5 protein-coding genes, 6 rRNA genes, 1 pseudogene and 1 riboswitch are annotated in these 16,026 nt (G+C 44.6%); of the genes and pseudogenes, 2 read left to right on the top strand and 10 right to left on the bottom strand.

Going from position 1 to position 16,026, the window contains the following annotated elements; translation table 11 throughout:
* Positions 1-72: 72 nt before the first annotated feature.
* The 3 genes from purB to purE are packed head-to-tail and all read right to left on the bottom strand — an operon-like array spanning position 73 to position 3,010.
* The gene (gene purB, locus NSQ69_RS01710) at positions 73-1,380 is read right to left on the bottom strand and encodes an adenylosuccinate lyase (protein WP_002124866.1); all 1,308 of its coding nucleotides are present in this window, start codon (positions 1,378-1,380) and stop codon (positions 73-75) included.
* Positions 1,377-2,528, bottom strand: a complete 1,152-nt coding sequence (purK, locus tag NSQ69_RS01705; protein ID WP_002124865.1) for a 5-(carboxyamino)imidazole ribonucleotide synthase — start codon at positions 2,526-2,528, stop codon at positions 1,377-1,379. The genes purB and purK overlap by 4 nt, the downstream gene beginning before the upstream one ends.
* Entirely contained in the window at positions 2,525-3,010 is a 486-nt protein-coding gene (purE, locus tag NSQ69_RS01700) for a 5-(carboxyamino)imidazole ribonucleotide mutase (RefSeq protein ID WP_002010008.1), read from the bottom strand. Before purE ends, purK begins: the two co-directional genes overlap by 4 nt.
* A gap of 110 nt (positions 3,011-3,120) precedes the next feature.
* Positions 3,121-3,222, bottom strand: a riboswitch (purine riboswitch).
* 282 nt (positions 3,223-3,504) lie between these two features.
* On the opposite strand from purE, the pseudogene NSQ69_RS01695 reads away from it, so the two are divergent.
* Positions 3,505-3,773 (top strand): annotated as a pseudogene (locus NSQ69_RS01695) (hypothetical protein).
* A 43-nt stretch (positions 3,774-3,816) separates the two neighbouring features.
* Here NSQ69_RS01695 and rrf (NSQ69_RS01690) read toward each other — a convergent pair.
* From rrf (NSQ69_RS01690) to NSQ69_RS01680, 3 genes are all read right to left on the bottom strand, one after another.
* Positions 3,817-3,932 (bottom strand): 5S ribosomal RNA (gene rrf / locus NSQ69_RS01690).
* A 49-nt stretch (positions 3,933-3,981) separates the two neighbouring features.
* Positions 3,982-6,903: ribosomal RNA gene (locus NSQ69_RS01685) — 23S ribosomal RNA — on the bottom strand.
* 146 nt (positions 6,904-7,049) lie between these two features.
* Positions 7,050-8,601, bottom strand: a 16S ribosomal RNA gene (locus NSQ69_RS01680).
* The 16S, 23S and 5S rRNA genes sit together here, the layout of an rRNA operon.
* Positions 8,602-8,919: 318 nt before the next feature.
* Between NSQ69_RS01680 and NSQ69_RS01675 the strand changes: the two genes are divergently transcribed.
* On the top strand, positions 8,920-9,711 hold the full coding sequence (locus NSQ69_RS01675; RefSeq protein ID WP_002124863.1) for a sulfotransferase family 2 domain-containing protein: 792 nt from the start codon (positions 8,920-8,922) through the stop codon (positions 9,709-9,711).
* Positions 9,712-9,804: 93 nt separating this feature from the next.
* Here NSQ69_RS01675 and NSQ69_RS01670 read toward each other — a convergent pair whose 3' ends face one another.
* The 4 genes from NSQ69_RS01670 to NSQ69_RS01655 all read right to left on the bottom strand — a co-directional run bounded on the left by NSQ69_RS01670 (position 9,805) and on the right by NSQ69_RS01655 (position 15,870).
* Positions 9,805-10,725 carry a DMT family transporter gene (locus tag NSQ69_RS01670; protein WP_002124860.1) on the bottom strand — a complete coding sequence of 307 codons (921 nt, stop codon included), beginning with the start codon at positions 10,723-10,725 and terminating at the stop codon, positions 9,805-9,807.
* A gap of 360 nt (positions 10,726-11,085) precedes the next feature.
* Positions 11,086-11,201 (bottom strand): 5S ribosomal RNA (rrf, locus tag NSQ69_RS01665).
* 49 nt (positions 11,202-11,250) lie between these two features.
* Positions 11,251-14,172: ribosomal RNA gene (locus NSQ69_RS01660) — 23S ribosomal RNA — on the bottom strand.
* Between the two features lie 146 nt (positions 14,173-14,318).
* Positions 14,319-15,870 (bottom strand): 16S ribosomal RNA (locus tag NSQ69_RS01655).
* Between the last annotated feature and the right edge of the window lie 156 nt (positions 15,871-16,026).

Here is a 16,026-nt window from a genome sequence, read left to right as displayed (position 1 = left end):
AGTTTGAAAAATGTGAATAATATTTTTATAAAGAATGGCACAGAATGACTCTATTCTGTGCCATATGAAATTTTACGCTTCGTTTAATCCAAGGCGTTCAAAGATTGTATCAACGTGTTGCATATGATGTTCATAATTGAAACATTCGTTAATTTCTTCTTGCGTTAACTTACTTGTAATACGCTCGTCAGATTCTACAAGCTCTTTAAATTGTACTTGTGTTTCCCAAGCTTCCATTGCTTTAGGCTGTACGATATCATAAGCTTCTTCACGTACCAGACCTTTGTCAATTAGTGTAAGCATTACGCGTTGAGAGTAAATTAAGCCGTATGTTCTTGTCATATTGCGTTTCATATTCTCTGGGAATACAGTTAAGTTTTTAACGATATTACCAAAGCGATTTAACATGTAATTTAACGCGATTGTAGCATCTGGTAAAATTACGCGTTCTGCAGAAGAGTGAGAGATATCACGCTCATGCCATAACGGAACATTCTCGTAAGCTGTCATCATATAACCGCGGATAACACGAGCTAAACCAGTCATATTTTCAGATCCAATTGGATTACGTTTATGCGGCATTGCAGAAGAACCTTTTTGACCTTTTGCGAAAGCCTCTTCAACTTCACGTGTTTCACTCTTTTGTAAACCACGAATCTCAACTGCCATCTTTTCAACAGATGTTGCGATTAGTGCAAGTGTTGACATGTAATGTGCATGACGATCACGTTGCAATGTTTGTGTTGAAATTGGTGCTGCTTCTAATCCTAAGTTTTCACAAACATACTTTTCTACGAATGGATCAATATTTGCATATGTACCAACCGCACCAGATAACTTACCAACGCGAACTGTATCAGCAGCTTGTTTGAAACGCTCTACGTTACGTTTCATTTCTTCATACCAAAGACCAAGTTTTAAACCAAATGTTGTTGGCTCTGCATGTACACCGTGTGTTCTTCCCATCATAATCGTGTATTTATGCTCTTTCGCTTTATTAGCTAAAATGCTAACAAAGTTTTCTAAGTCTTTTAACAAGATTTCATTTGCTTGTTTTAAGATATAAGATAACGCTGTATCTACTACGTCTGTAGATGTTAAACCGTAATGAACCCATTTACGTTCCTCGCCTAATGTTGGTGTTTCTGATACAGCACGAGTGAAAGCAACTACGTCATGACGTGTTTCTTTTTCAATTTCATAAATACGATCAATATCAAATGTTGCATGTTCACGAATTTTTTTCACATCTTCTTTTGGAATATCGCCAAGCTCAGCCCATGCTTCACACGCTAAAATCTCAACTTCTAACCACGCTTTAAATTTGTTCTCTTCCGTCCAAATCGCACCCATTTCAGGGCGTGTATAACGATTAATCATCTTTTTCCCTCCAACAGTTGTTCTTGATGGTCCCAAATATGCAAACTCTTCGCTTTTTCTAGAGCGACTTCAATATTATCATTTAAAATATTAACATGCCCCATTTTTCGCTGCGCTTTTGCTTCTTCTTTTCCATACAAGTGTAAATAGCACCCGGTTAGTCTATTCACTTGTCCTAGGACCCCTTCTATATGTTCGCCTAAAATGTTTACCATGACAACTGGTTTTAACAAATTTGTTTCTCCAAGAGGTAAATTACAGATTGCTCGAATATGTTGACCAAATTGACTCGTTTCACATGCATCCTGTGTATAGTGTCCTGAATTGTGAGGTCTTGGTGCTAATTCATTAATGTAAATCTCACCGTCAGCTGTAGCAAACATCTCTACCGCTAGTGTTCCCACAAGTTCTAGTTCATCCGCAAGTACCTTTGCGTAAGCAATTGCTTTTTGAGAAAGTTCTTCTGTAATGCGGGCTGGAACGATAGATTCATGCAAAATATTATTTACATGAATATTTTCCGCTACCGGAAATACTTTAGTTTCACCACTTACACTACGAATTACAATAACTGATACTTCTTTTTCAAAAGGCACCCATTTTTCTAGAATGCACTCTGCTTTATTAGTAAGTTCTTTTGCTCTCACAACATCAGCTTCACTCTTTAAAACCACTTGCCCTTTACCATCGTATCCACCTGTCGTTGTTTTTAAGACAGAAGGGAAAGATAACTCTTTAATTGCTTCTGTAAGTTGATCTTGATTTTGAACCAATCTATACGCTGCTACTGGTAACCCAGCTTTTTCAATTGCATTCTTTTCTGTAAAACGATTTTGCGTTTTATTTAACAACTGACTACCTTGTGGTAAGTAAGCATGTTTTTCAAGCCATTGTAAACATCTATAATCAATATTCTCAAATTCATATGTGACAACGTCGCTTATCTCTGCTAAATGCTGAATTGCTTTTAGATCGTCATATGGTGCAACGACTTCAACATCAGCAACTTGTGCACATGGTGAATGCTTTGTAGGATCTAAAACAGCAATTTTATAACCCATTTCCTTAGCTGCCAACGCCATCATTCTTCCAAGCTGGCCGCCTCCAATAATGCCGATTGTTTTTCCAGGTAAAATGATTCTCGTCATACTAGCTCACTACCTTCACGCACAGTTTTCTCAATAGCTTCTCGTCTCAACTCTAATGCATCATGTATATCATCATGAAATGATCCAAGTATTTGTGCAGCAAGTAATCCAGCATTCGTTGAACCAGCCTTACCAATTGCAACAGTTGCAACTGGAACCCCTCCTGGCATTTGGACAATGGATAATAACGAATCTAGGCCGTTTAACGCCTTTGATTGAACTGGAACACCAATTACAGGAAGATTTGTCTTCGCTGCAACCATTCCTGGTAAATGCGCTGCTCCACCGGCTCCAGCAATAATAACTTTTAATCCACGTTCACGAGCTGTTTCTGCATATTCAAACATATAATCCGGAGTCCGATGAGCGGATACAACTTTTTTCTCATACGGTATATTTAATTCATCTAAAATGTCACAAGCATATTTCATTGTTTCCCAGTCTGACGTGCTTCCCATTATGACTCCAACTAGTGATTTCATATTAGAATCCCCCCGATTCAAATAAAAAAAGCCTGAAATAGAACAGTTTCTCTTTTACTATGAGAGAAAGTGCTCTACTCAGGCATACATATCCCTTGTGAATAGAAAAATACCGAGTGACTTTCCCTCATAGTCTAACGAATAACGGTCGTTAGGTAGAGACTTGCAGGCCATATCCCCGCGATTATATGAGGTCTTATATATTATTGTTTCTATGGCTATATTAACAATATTTCATAAACAATGTCAATAAATAATCGAATGTTTTTTTATTAGTCATCGATAACGTTCGTGTTTTAGTTATATTCAAAAGAAGAATTGCAACTATATGCAAGAAGGAAAGGGAATTAGAATATATATTTCTAGAGATCTATTTTATGTATAACTATTTATATAATACTTCAGTATGTTTTAATCAATATATATACTCTCTTGTGTTCTATACATCGATAGAACCTATATTATAACGATTTAATTTCAAAGGAGGAATAACCGTGAAAAAAATTACTGTGCTATTATCCTATTTATTTTTCTCTATCACAGTAATTGCTGTAATTATTGAATGCTTATTTATATCACCCCATTTTTTCTACTCTCATTATTATGATAGAAATAATCTTTCCTATTCTTAGGGATTATTTTAGGAGCATTCGAAAAATCCGGAGCACAAAAAATCATTACCATTATTTTAAACTGCCTCTATTTCATTCTTTTTTCTTCTTTAGGGTTATTAAATTTATGGATTTTAACCTTCGGTAAATAAAAATAAACACAAAAAAACCTAAGTCGAAACGACTTAGGTTTTTGCTTGGCGACGTCCTACTCTCACAGGGACAAGGTCCCAACTACCATCGGCGCTAGAGAGCTTAACTTCCGTGTTCGGTATGGGAACGGGTGTGACCTCTCTGCCATCATCACCAAACTGATGAAGGTATATTCCTTCAAAACTAGATAACATTGCTTCATATTATATGGTTAAGTCCTCGATCTATTAGTATTCGTCAGCTCCACATGTCACCATGCTTCCACCTCGAACCTATCAACCTGATCATCTTTCAGGGATCTTACTAGCTTACGCTATGGGAAATCTCATCTTGAGGGGGGCTTCATGCTTAGATGCTTTCAGCACTTATCCCTTCCGCACATAGCTACCCAGCTATGCCCTTGGCAGAACAACTGGTACACCAGCGGTGCGTCCATCCCGGTCCTCTCGTACTAAGGACAGCTCCTCTCAAATTTCCTGCGCCCACGACGGATAGGGACCGAACTGTCTCACGACGTTCTGAACCCAGCTCGCGTACCGCTTTAATGGGCGAACAGCCCAACCCTTGGGACCGACTACAGCCCCAGGATGCGATGAGCCGACATCGAGGTGCCAAACCTCCCCGTCGATGTGGACTCTTGGGGGAGATAAGCCTGTTATCCCCGGGGTAGCTTTTATCCGTTGAGCGATGGCCCTTCCATGCGGAACCACCGGATCACTAAGCCCGACTTTCGTCCCTGCTCGACTTGTAGGTCTCGCAGTCAAGCTCCCTTATGCCTTTGCACTCTACGAATGATTTCCAACCATTCTGAGGGAACCTTTGGGCGCCTCCGTTACACTTTAGGAGGCGACCGCCCCAGTCAAACTGCCCACCTGACACTGTCTCCCGGGTCGATGAGACCCGTAGGTTAGAATTTCAATACAGTCAGGGCGGTATCCCACCAGCGCCTCCACCGAAGCTAGCGCTCCGGTTTCAATGGCTCCCGCCTATCCTGTACAAACTGTACCAAAATTCAATATCAGGCTACAGTAAAGCTCCACGGGGTCTTTCCGTCCTGTCGCGGGTAACCTGCATCTTCACAGGTACTATAATTTCACCGAGTCTCTGGTTGAGACAGTGCCCAAATCGTTACACCTTTCGTGCGGGTCGGAACTTACCCGACAAGGAATTTCGCTACCTTAGGACCGTTATAGTTACGGCCGCCGTTTACTGGGGCTTCAGTTCAGAGCTTCGCTTACGCTAACCCCTCTCCTTAACCTTCCAGCACCGGGCAGGTGTCAGCCCCTATACTTCGCCTTACGGCTTCGCAGAGACCTGTGTTTTTGCTAAACAGTCGCTTGGGCCTATTCACTGCGGCTTTCCGTTAAGAAAGCACCCCTTCTCCCGAAGTTACGGGGTCATTTTGCCGAGTTCCTTAACCAGAGTTCTCTCGCACACCTTAGGATTCTCTCCTCGCCTACCTGTGTCGGTTTGCGGTACAGGCACCTTTTATCTCGCTAGAAGCTTTTCTTGGCAGCGGGGAATCAAAGACTTCGCTCCATAAGGAGCTTCCCCATCACAGCTCAGCCTTCACGATAAGCGGATTTGCCTACTTATCAGCCTAACTGCTTGGACGTGCACAACCAATCGCACGCTTCTTCTATCCTTCTGCGTCCCTCCATTGCTCAAACGATAAAGAGGTGGTACAGGAATATCAACCTGTTGTCCATCGCCTACGCCTGTCGGCCTCGGCTTAGGTCCTGACTAACCCTGAGCGGACGAGCCTTCCTCAGGAAACCTTAGGCATTCGGTGGACGGGATTCTCACCCGTCTTTCGCTACTCATACCGGCATTCTCACTTCTAAGCGCTCCACCAGTCCTTCCGGTCTGACTTCACTGCACTTAGAACGCTCCCCTACCACTGATACCATTGGTATCAATTCGCAGCTTCGGTGGTGTATTTAGCCCCGGTACATTTTCGGCGCAGAGTCACTCGACTAGTGAGCTATTACGCACTCTTTAAATGGTGGCTGCTTCTGAGCCAACATCCTAGTTGTCTAAGCAACTCCACATCCTTTTCCACTTAATACACACTTTGGGACCTTAGCTGGCGATCTGGGCTGTTTCCCTCTTGACTACGGATCTTATCACTCGCAGTCTGACTCCTAAGGATAAGTCATTGGCATTCGGAGTTTGACTGAATTCGGTAATCCGATGAGGACCCCTAGTTCAATCAGTGCTCTACCTCCAAGACTCTTACACTTAAGGCTAGCCCTAAAGCTATTTCGGGGAGAACCAGCTATCTCCAGGTTCGATTGGAATTTCTCCGCTACCCACACCTCATCCCCGCACTTTTCAACGTGCGTGGGTTCGGGCCTCCATTCAGTGTTACCTGAACTTCACCCTGGACATGGGTAGATCACCTGGTTTCGGGTCTACGACCACGTACTAAACGCCCTATTCAGACTCGCTTTCGCTGCGGCTCCGCCTCTTCAGCTTAACCTCGCACGGGATCGTAACTCGCCGGTTCATTCTACAAAAGGCACGCCATCACCCATTAACGGGCTCTGACTATTTGTAGGCACACGGTTTCAGGATCTCTTTCACTCCCCTTCCGGGGTGCTTTTCACCTTTCCCTCACGGTACTGGTTCACTATCGATCACTAGGGAGTATTTAGCCTTGGGAGATGGTCCTCCCAGATTCCGACGGAATTTCACGTGTTCCGCCGTACTCAGGATACATTCAAGAGAGAACGAAGTTTCGACTACGGGGTTGTTACCCTCTGTGACGGACCTTTCCAGGTCGCTTCGTCTACCTCGTTCCTTTGTAACTCCGTATAGAATGTCCTACAACCCCAAGAGGCAAGCCTCTTGGTTTGGGCTAGATTCCGTTTCGCTCGCCGCTACTCAGGAAATCGCATTTGCTTTCTCTTCCTCCAGGTACTTAGATGTTTCAGTTCCCTGGGTCTGTCTTCCATACCCTATGTATTCAGGTAAGGATACCATACCATTACGTATAGTGGGTTTCCCCATTCGGAAATCTTCGGATCAAAGCTTACTTACAGCTCCCCGAAGCATATCGGCGTTAGTCCCGTCCTTCATCGACTCCTAGTGTCAAGGCATCCACCGTGCGCCCTTTCTAACTTAACCAAACTAAAATTAAAAAAATATGAGCTACACTGTTATCTAGTTTTCAAAGAACATACATTTAAACTTGAGAGATAGTTCTCTCAAAACTGAACGAAACAAAACAAGTCAACGTTTATTGATGAACTGCGTTCATCAATTCTCCATAGAAAGGAGGTGATCCAGCCGCACCTTCCGATACGGCTACCTTGTTACGACTTCACCCCAATCATCTGTCCCACCTTAGGCGGCTGGCTCCATAAAGGTTACCCCACCGACTTCGGGTGTTACAAACTCTCGTGGTGTGACGGGCGGTGTGTACAAGGCCCGGGAACGTATTCACCGCGGCATGCTGATCCGCGATTACTAGCGATTCCAGCTTCATGTAGGCGAGTTGCAGCCTACAATCCGAACTGAGAACGGTTTTATGAGATTAGCTCCACCTCGCGGTCTTGCAGCTCTTTGTACCGTCCATTGTAGCACGTGTGTAGCCCAGGTCATAAGGGGCATGATGATTTGACGTCATCCCCACCTTCCTCCGGTTTGTCACCGGCAGTCACCTTAGAGTGCCCAACTTAATGATGGCAACTAAGATCAAGGGTTGCGCTCGTTGCGGGACTTAACCCAACATCTCACGACACGAGCTGACGACAACCATGCACCACCTGTCACTCTGCTCCCGAAGGAGAAGCTCTATCTCTAGAGTTTTCAGAGGATGTCAAGACCTGGTAAGGTTCTTCGCGTTGCTTCGAATTAAACCACATGCTCCACCGCTTGTGCGGGCCCCCGTCAATTCCTTTGAGTTTCAGCCTTGCGGCCGTACTCCCCAGGCGGAGTGCTTAATGCGTTAACTTCAGCACTAAAGGGCGGAAACCCTCTAACACTTAGCACTCATCGTTTACGGCGTGGACTACCAGGGTATCTAATCCTGTTTGCTCCCCACGCTTTCGCGCCTCAGTGTCAGTTACAGACCAGAAAGTCGCCTTCGCCACTGGTGTTCCTCCATATCTCTACGCATTTCACCGCTACACATGGAATTCCACTTTCCTCTTCTGCACTCAAGTCTCCCAGTTTCCAATGACCCTCCACGGTTGAGCCGTGGGCTTTCACATCAGACTTAAGAAACCACCTGCGCGCGCTTTACGCCCAATAATTCCGGATAACGCTTGCCACCTACGTATTACCGCGGCTGCTGGCACGTAGTTAGCCGTGGCTTTCTGGTTAGGTACCGTCAAGGTGCCAGCTTATTCAACTAGCACTTGTTCTTCCCTAACAACAGAGTTTTACGACCCGAAAGCCTTCATCACTCACGCGGCGTTGCTCCGTCAGACTTTCGTCCATTGCGGAAGATTCCCTACTGCTGCCTCCCGTAGGAGTCTGGGCCGTGTCTCAGTCCCAGTGTGGCCGATCACCCTCTCAGGTCGGCTACGCATCGTCGCCTTGGTGAGCCGTTACCTCACCAACTAGCTAATGCGACGCGGGTCCATCCATAAGTGACAGCCGAAGCCGCCTTTCAATTTCGAACTATGCAGTTCAAAATATTATCCGGTATTAGCCCCGGTTTCCCGGAGTTATCCCAGTCTTATGGGTAGGTTACCCACGTGTTACTCACCCGTCCGCCGCTAACTTCATAAGAGCAAGCTCTTAATCCATTCGCTCGACTTGCATGTATTAGGCACGCCGCCAGCGTTCATCCTGAGCCAGGATCAAACTCTCCAATAAAGTTAGTTTGTCTAGCATCTAAAAATAAAAATTGACGTTCACGTTGTTTGTTTCGTTCAGTTTTCAAAGAACTTGTTTGCCGCTCATTTGCGACTCCCTTATGTTAACATTTCCATATTTCAATGTCAACCAAGTTTTTTTATTTCTTTTGTCGCTTTCTGCGTTGTTGCTATCGGCGACTTGTTCTATATTACACCCCTATATAATAATAGTCAACATTTCTTTTTCATTTTCTACAAAAAAAATTCCACACACTCATACCTCATCTTTATTTTACATATGTATATATAATCAAGATACATGAAAGGAGTGCATCAATTGTTGGATCCTTCCTTATTACACATCATTAGTACTAATGCAAGAAGCCCACACTATCATAGAAACTTTCCTCTCATTCTATTTTGGAGTCAAAAAAGTGGTTGTACTTCCCTTGCTAAGTGGTTTTTTTACCAGATTGATTTATTACAAACAGCTTTAAACTATCACCCCTTCATCCATAATTTCGAATATGAAATATACAAAAGTACACCGGCCTATAATATACGGCTGAGTGTAGCACTACGAGATAAACAAAAGGAAACTTTCAAACTGGTTCGCAATCCGTTTAAAAGAGCAGTCAGTTCTTTCGTGTCCTTAATTGCACCTCCTTATGTAGAAAATGAAGAATGGAAACCCATTCGAAAGTTTTTATATCAAAATGAAAATTCTCCTAAAGGAATCTCATTCAAACAATTTTTATACTACCTATTTACTAAAGGTGCTCATGCAAATGATATTAACGCTCACTTTACACAACAATATATAGCAGGTGAAGAAGAGTATGTAACCAATTATATATACTTAGAAAATTTCGATCAGGAAATGAAAGAATTAGAAAAACGTTTCGAATTAAAACCTGCACCGATAAATGAGTTTTCAACATCATGGCATCATCAAACCCCTGCCATGATTTATAAAGGGAATTTCAGCGATGCCGATATTACTGATCCTTTATTCCCTCGTCACCCGACTTTTGAAAGCTTTTATGATGATGAATGTATACAGCTCGTCAAAACAATATTTCAAAAAGATTTCGATACATATAGATATAACAAAGAATATCCCTACTAATTTAAGTCCATTATCTTCGCTAAATATAAAAAGATACCTTATACATATATATGAGGTATCTTTTTAACATTTAAACTATATAAAATATACAATTTAACAGTCCCTACTATCCATTTTATTACCCTTTAATAGATTACGTAACTTTTGCTTATCCGCCCATCCTACTCCAATTAAAACTAGACTCCCTCCCATTATTATCTTCCATGTCAGAGATTCATTTAATAGGATAATTGAAGTAATGATACTTATTAACGGCAATCCATTTAAGTACAGTCCACTTATTGATGCTGAGACCGTCTCTAGCGCTTTATTCCAGAACCAATATGCTAAAATTGTTGCCCCAATAACAAGGTATACTACACTAAATCCAATCTTCCATGTTTCGATTTTTGGGAAACCGTAGTAAAAAATTTCTATCATTGCAAATGGCAACACAATAGCTGCACCTATCATTAGTGTTACTGTAGTGAAAACTTTATTAGATAAACGTCGTTCTTGTTTTGGCCGTTTTAACAAAACTGTGTAGAACGCAAATAAAAAGGTACTTAATAAAATAAGTATATCTCCTATTAAAGACACCTCTTGATTAGTATCGCTAGATGGAATTGTAATAAAGAGCACTCCTATAGCGCCCAACATAATTCCGATCCAATAATCCATCTGAATTTTCTCTTTCAGAAAGAACGCTGAAAAAAGAATTGTAACTAATGGCAATGCAGCATCAATAATACTAACATGTAATCCACTTGTTAAAGAAATACCATAGGATGTGAACATAAAGTACCCAGCTACACCAGTAAAAGACAGTAAACTCATTCTTTTCCACGGAATATGTTTATGTATAACTACTTTTTGTAGTTCGTTAAATGAGAAAAGCATACAAATCCCACCCGCAAAGAAAAGACGAATAAATAACAAAGTAAACGGTTGAATGGATTCTAATGCCCATTTCGTTGGTGCAATGGCTGTTCCCCATAATATAACAGCCACTAATAACATGCATATTTCTTTCATAATCCCCCACCCCCATCAAAAAATATATGTTAACTACCTTAATTATAGATTTTTTCTTAGGTAAAATCCTTTAAAACCACAAAAAGGTTATGCGAAAAATAGCCATCCAGCTCTTTTTTACATAACCTTTTCATATTAAATCAAAACATTATTGTTCATTCGACAACTAAATTAACATAAAAAGGCAATCCTTACCTTCAATTTATATTTAAACGTATTACTTTATCATCCGAATTTTATTTTATACCGTTTCTATTTCATTCTTTTTTTCATCTTCAGGGTTATTAAATTTATGGATTTTAACCTTCGGTAAATAAAAATAAACACAAAAAAACCTAAGTCGAAACGACTTAGGTTTTTGCTTGGCGACGTCCTACTCTCACAGGGACAAGGTCCCAACTACCATCGGCGCTAGAGAGCTTAACTTCCGTGTTCGGTATGGGAACGGGTGTGACCTCTCTGCCATCATCACCAAACTGATGAAGGTATATTCCTTCAAAACTAGATAACATTGCTTCATATTATATGGTTAAGTCCTCGATCTATTAGTATTCGTCAGCTCCACATGTCACCATGCTTCCACCTCGAACCTATCAACCTGATCATCTTTCAGGGATCTTACTAGCTTACGCTATGGGAAATCTCATCTTGAGGGGGGCTTCATGCTTAGATGCTTTCAGCACTTATCCCTTCCGCACATAGCTACCCAGCTATGCCCTTGGCAGAACAACTGGTACACCAGCGGTGCGTCCATCCCGGTCCTCTCGTACTAAGGACAGCTCCTCTCAAATTTCCTGCGCCCACGACGGATAGGGACCGAACTGTCTCACGACGTTCTGAACCCAGCTCGCGTACCGCTTTAATGGGCGAACAGCCCAACCCTTGGGACCGACTACAGCCCCAGGATGCGATGAGCCGACATCGAGGTGCCAAACCTCCCCGTCGATGTGGACTCTTGGGGGAGATAAGCCTGTTATCCCCGGGGTAGCTTTTATCCGTTGAGCGATGGCCCTTCCATGCGGAACCACCGGATCACTAAGCCCGACTTTCGTCCCTGCTCGACTTGTAGGTCTCGCAGTCAAGCTCCCTTATGCCTTTGCACTCTACGAATGATTTCCAACCATTCTGAGGGAACCTTTGGGCGCCTCCGTTACACTTTAGGAGGCGACCGCCCCAGTCAAACTGCCCACCTGACACTGTCTCCCGGGTCGATGAGACCCGTAGGTTAGAATTTCAATACAGTCAGGGCGGTATCCCACCAGCGCCTCCACCGAAGCTAGCGCTCCGGTTTCAATGGCTCCCGCCTATCCTGTACAAACTGTACCAAAATTCAATATCAGGCTACAGTAAAGCTCCACGGGGTCTTTCCGTCCTGTCGCGGGTAACCTGCATCTTCACAGGTACTATAATTTCACCGAGTCTCTGGTTGAGACAGTGCCCAAATCGTTACACCTTTCGTGCGGGTCGGAACTTACCCGACAAGGAATTTCGCTACCTTAGGACCGTTATAGTTACGGCCGCCGTTTACTGGGGCTTCAGTTCAGAGCTTCGCTTACGCTAACCCCTCTCCTTAACCTTCCAGCACCGGGCAGGTGTCAGCCCCTATACTTCGCCTTACGGCTTCGCAGAGACCTGTGTTTTTGCTAAACAGTCGCTTGGGCCTATTCACTGCGGCTTTCCGTTAAGAAAGCACCCCTTCTCCCGAAGTTACGGGGTCATTTTGCCGAGTTCCTTAACCAGAGTTCTCTCGCACACCTTAGGATTCTCTCCTCGCCTACCTGTGTCGGTTTGCGGTACAGGCACCTTTTATCTCGCTAGAAGCTTTTCTTGGCAGCGGGGAATCAAAGACTTCGCTCCATAAGGAGCTTCCCCATCACAGCTCAGCCTTCACGATAAGCGGATTTGCCTACTTATCAGCCTAACTGCTTGGACGTGCACAACCAATCGCACGCTTCTTCTATCCTTCTGCGTCCCTCCATTGCTCAAACGATAAAGAGGTGGTACAGGAATATCAACCTGTTGTCCATCGCCTACGCCTGTCGGCCTCGGCTTAGGTCCTGACTAACCCTGAGCGGACGAGCCTTCCTCAGGAAACCTTAGGCATTCGGTGGACGGGATTCTCACCCGTCTTTCGCTACTCATACCGGCATTCTCACTTCTAAGCGCTCCACCAGTCCTTCCGGTCTGACTTCACTGCACTTAGAACGCTCCCCTACCACTGATACCATTGGTATCAATTCGCAGCTTCGGTGGTGTATTTAGCCCCGGTACATTTTCGGCGCAGAGTCACTCGACTAGTGAGCTATTACGCACTCTTTAAATGGTGGCTGCTTCTGAGCCAACATCCTAGTTGTCTAAGCAACTCCACATCCTTTTCCACTTAATACACACTTTGGGACCTTAGCTGGCGATCTGGGCTGTTTCCCTCTTGACTACGGATCTTATCACTCGCAGTCTGACTCCTAAGGATAAGTCATTGGCATTCGGAGTTTGACTGAATTCGGTAATCCGATGAGGACCCCTAGTTCAATCAGTGCTCTACCTCCAAGACTCTTACACTTAAGGCTAGCCCTAAAGCTATTTCGGGGAGAACCAGCTATCTCCAGGTTCGATTGGAATTTCTCCGCTACCCACACCTCATCCCCGCACTTTTCAACGTGCGTGGGTTCGGGCCTCCATTCAGTGTTACCTGAACTTCACCCTGGACATGGGTAGATCACCTGGTTTCGGGTCTACGACCACGTACTAAACGCCCTATTCAGACTCGCTTTCGCTGCGGCTCCGCCTCTTCAGCTTAACCTCGCACGGGATCGTAACTCGCCGGTTCATTCTACAAAAGGCACGCCATCACCCATTAACGGGCTCTGACTATTTGTAGGCACACGGTTTCAGGATCTCTTTCACTCCCCTTCCGGGGTGCTTTTCACCTTTCCCTCACGGTACTGGTTCACTATCGATCACTAGGGAGTATTTAGCCTTGGGAGATGGTCCTCCCAGATTCCGACGGAATTTCACGTGTTCCGCCGTACTCAGGATACATTCAAGAGAGAACGAAGTTTCGACTACGGGGTTGTTACCCTCTGTGACGGACCTTTCCAGGTCGCTTCGTCTACCTCGTTCCTTTGTAACTCCGTATAGAATGTCCTACAACCCCAAGAGGCAAGCCTCTTGGTTTGGGCTAGATTCCGTTTCGCTCGCCGCTACTCAGGAAATCGCATTTGCTTTCTCTTCCTCCAGGTACTTAGATGTTTCAGTTCCCTGGGTCTGTCTTCCATACCCTATGTATTCAGGTAAGGATACCATACCATTACGTATAGTGGGTTTCCCCATTCGGAAATCTTCGGATCAAAGCTTACTTACAGCTCCCCGAAGCATATCGGCGTTAGTCCCGTCCTTCATCGACTCCTAGTGTCAAGGCATCCACCGTGCGCCCTTTCTAACTTAACCAAACTAAAATTAAAAAAATATGAGCTACACTGTTATCTAGTTTTCAAAGAACATACATTTAAACTTGAGAGATAGTTCTCTCAAAACTGAACGAAACAAAACAAGTCAACGTTTATTGATGAACTGCGTTCATCAATTCTCCATAGAAAGGAGGTGATCCAGCCGCACCTTCCGATACGGCTACCTTGTTACGACTTCACCCCAATCATCTGTCCCACCTTAGGCGGCTGGCTCCATAAAGGTTACCCCACCGACTTCGGGTGTTACAAACTCTCGTGGTGTGACGGGCGGTGTGTACAAGGCCCGGGAACGTATTCACCGCGGCATGCTGATCCGCGATTACTAGCGATTCCAGCTTCATGTAGGCGAGTTGCAGCCTACAATCCGAACTGAGAACGGTTTTATGAGATTAGCTCCACCTCGCGGTCTTGCAGCTCTTTGTACCGTCCATTGTAGCACGTGTGTAGCCCAGGTCATAAGGGGCATGATGATTTGACGTCATCCCCACCTTCCTCCGGTTTGTCACCGGCAGTCACCTTAGAGTGCCCAACTTAATGATGGCAACTAAGATCAAGGGTTGCGCTCGTTGCGGGACTTAACCCAACATCTCACGACACGAGCTGACGACAACCATGCACCACCTGTCACTCTGCTCCCGAAGGAGAAGCTCTATCTCTAGAGTTTTCAGAGGATGTCAAGACCTGGTAAGGTTCTTCGCGTTGCTTCGAATTAAACCACATGCTCCACCGCTTGTGCGGGCCCCCGTCAATTCCTTTGAGTTTCAGCCTTGCGGCCGTACTCCCCAGGCGGAGTGCTTAATGCGTTAACTTCAGCACTAAAGGGCGGAAACCCTCTAACACTTAGCACTCATCGTTTACGGCGTGGACTACCAGGGTATCTAATCCTGTTTGCTCCCCACGCTTTCGCGCCTCAGTGTCAGTTACAGACCAGAAAGTCGCCTTCGCCACTGGTGTTCCTCCATATCTCTACGCATTTCACCGCTACACATGGAATTCCACTTTCCTCTTCTGCACTCAAGTCTCCCAGTTTCCAATGACCCTCCACGGTTGAGCCGTGGGCTTTCACATCAGACTTAAGAAACCACCTGCGCGCGCTTTACGCCCAATAATTCCGGATAACGCTTGCCACCTACGTATTACCGCGGCTGCTGGCACGTAGTTAGCCGTGGCTTTCTGGTTAGGTACCGTCAAGGTGCCAGCTTATTCAACTAGCACTTGTTCTTCCCTAACAACAGAGTTTTACGACCCGAAAGCCTTCATCACTCACGCGGCGTTGCTCCGTCAGACTTTCGTCCATTGCGGAAGATTCCCTACTGCTGCCTCCCGTAGGAGTCTGGGCCGTGTCTCAGTCCCAGTGTGGCCGATCACCCTCTCAGGTCGGCTACGCATCGTCGCCTTGGTGAGCCGTTACCTCACCAACTAGCTAATGCGACGCGGGTCCATCCATAAGTGACAGCCGAAGCCGCCTTTCAATTTCGAACTATGCAGTTCAAAATATTATCCGGTATTAGCCCCGGTTTCCCGGAGTTATCCCAGTCTTATGGGTAGGTTACCCACGTGTTACTCACCCGTCCGCCGCTAACTTCATAAGAGCAAGCTCTTAATCCATTCGCTCGACTTGCATGTATTAGGCACGCCGCCAGCGTTCATCCTGAGCCAGGATCAAACTCTCCAATAAAGTTAGTTTGTCTAGCATCTAAAAATAAAAATTGACGTTCACGTTGTTTGTTTCGTTCAGTTTTCAAAGAACTTGTTTGCCGCTCATTTGCGACTCCCTTATGTTAACATTTTCATATTTCAATGTCAACCAAGTTTTTTTATTTCTTTTGTCGCT

It is taken from the genome of Bacillus sp. FSL R10-2201 (genome assembly GCF_038008665.1).
GTDB classification, from domain to species: domain Bacteria; phylum Bacillota; class Bacilli; order Bacillales; family Bacillaceae_G; genus Bacillus_A; species Bacillus_A mycoides.
This window is presented reverse-complemented; position numbering and strand designations above follow the sequence as displayed.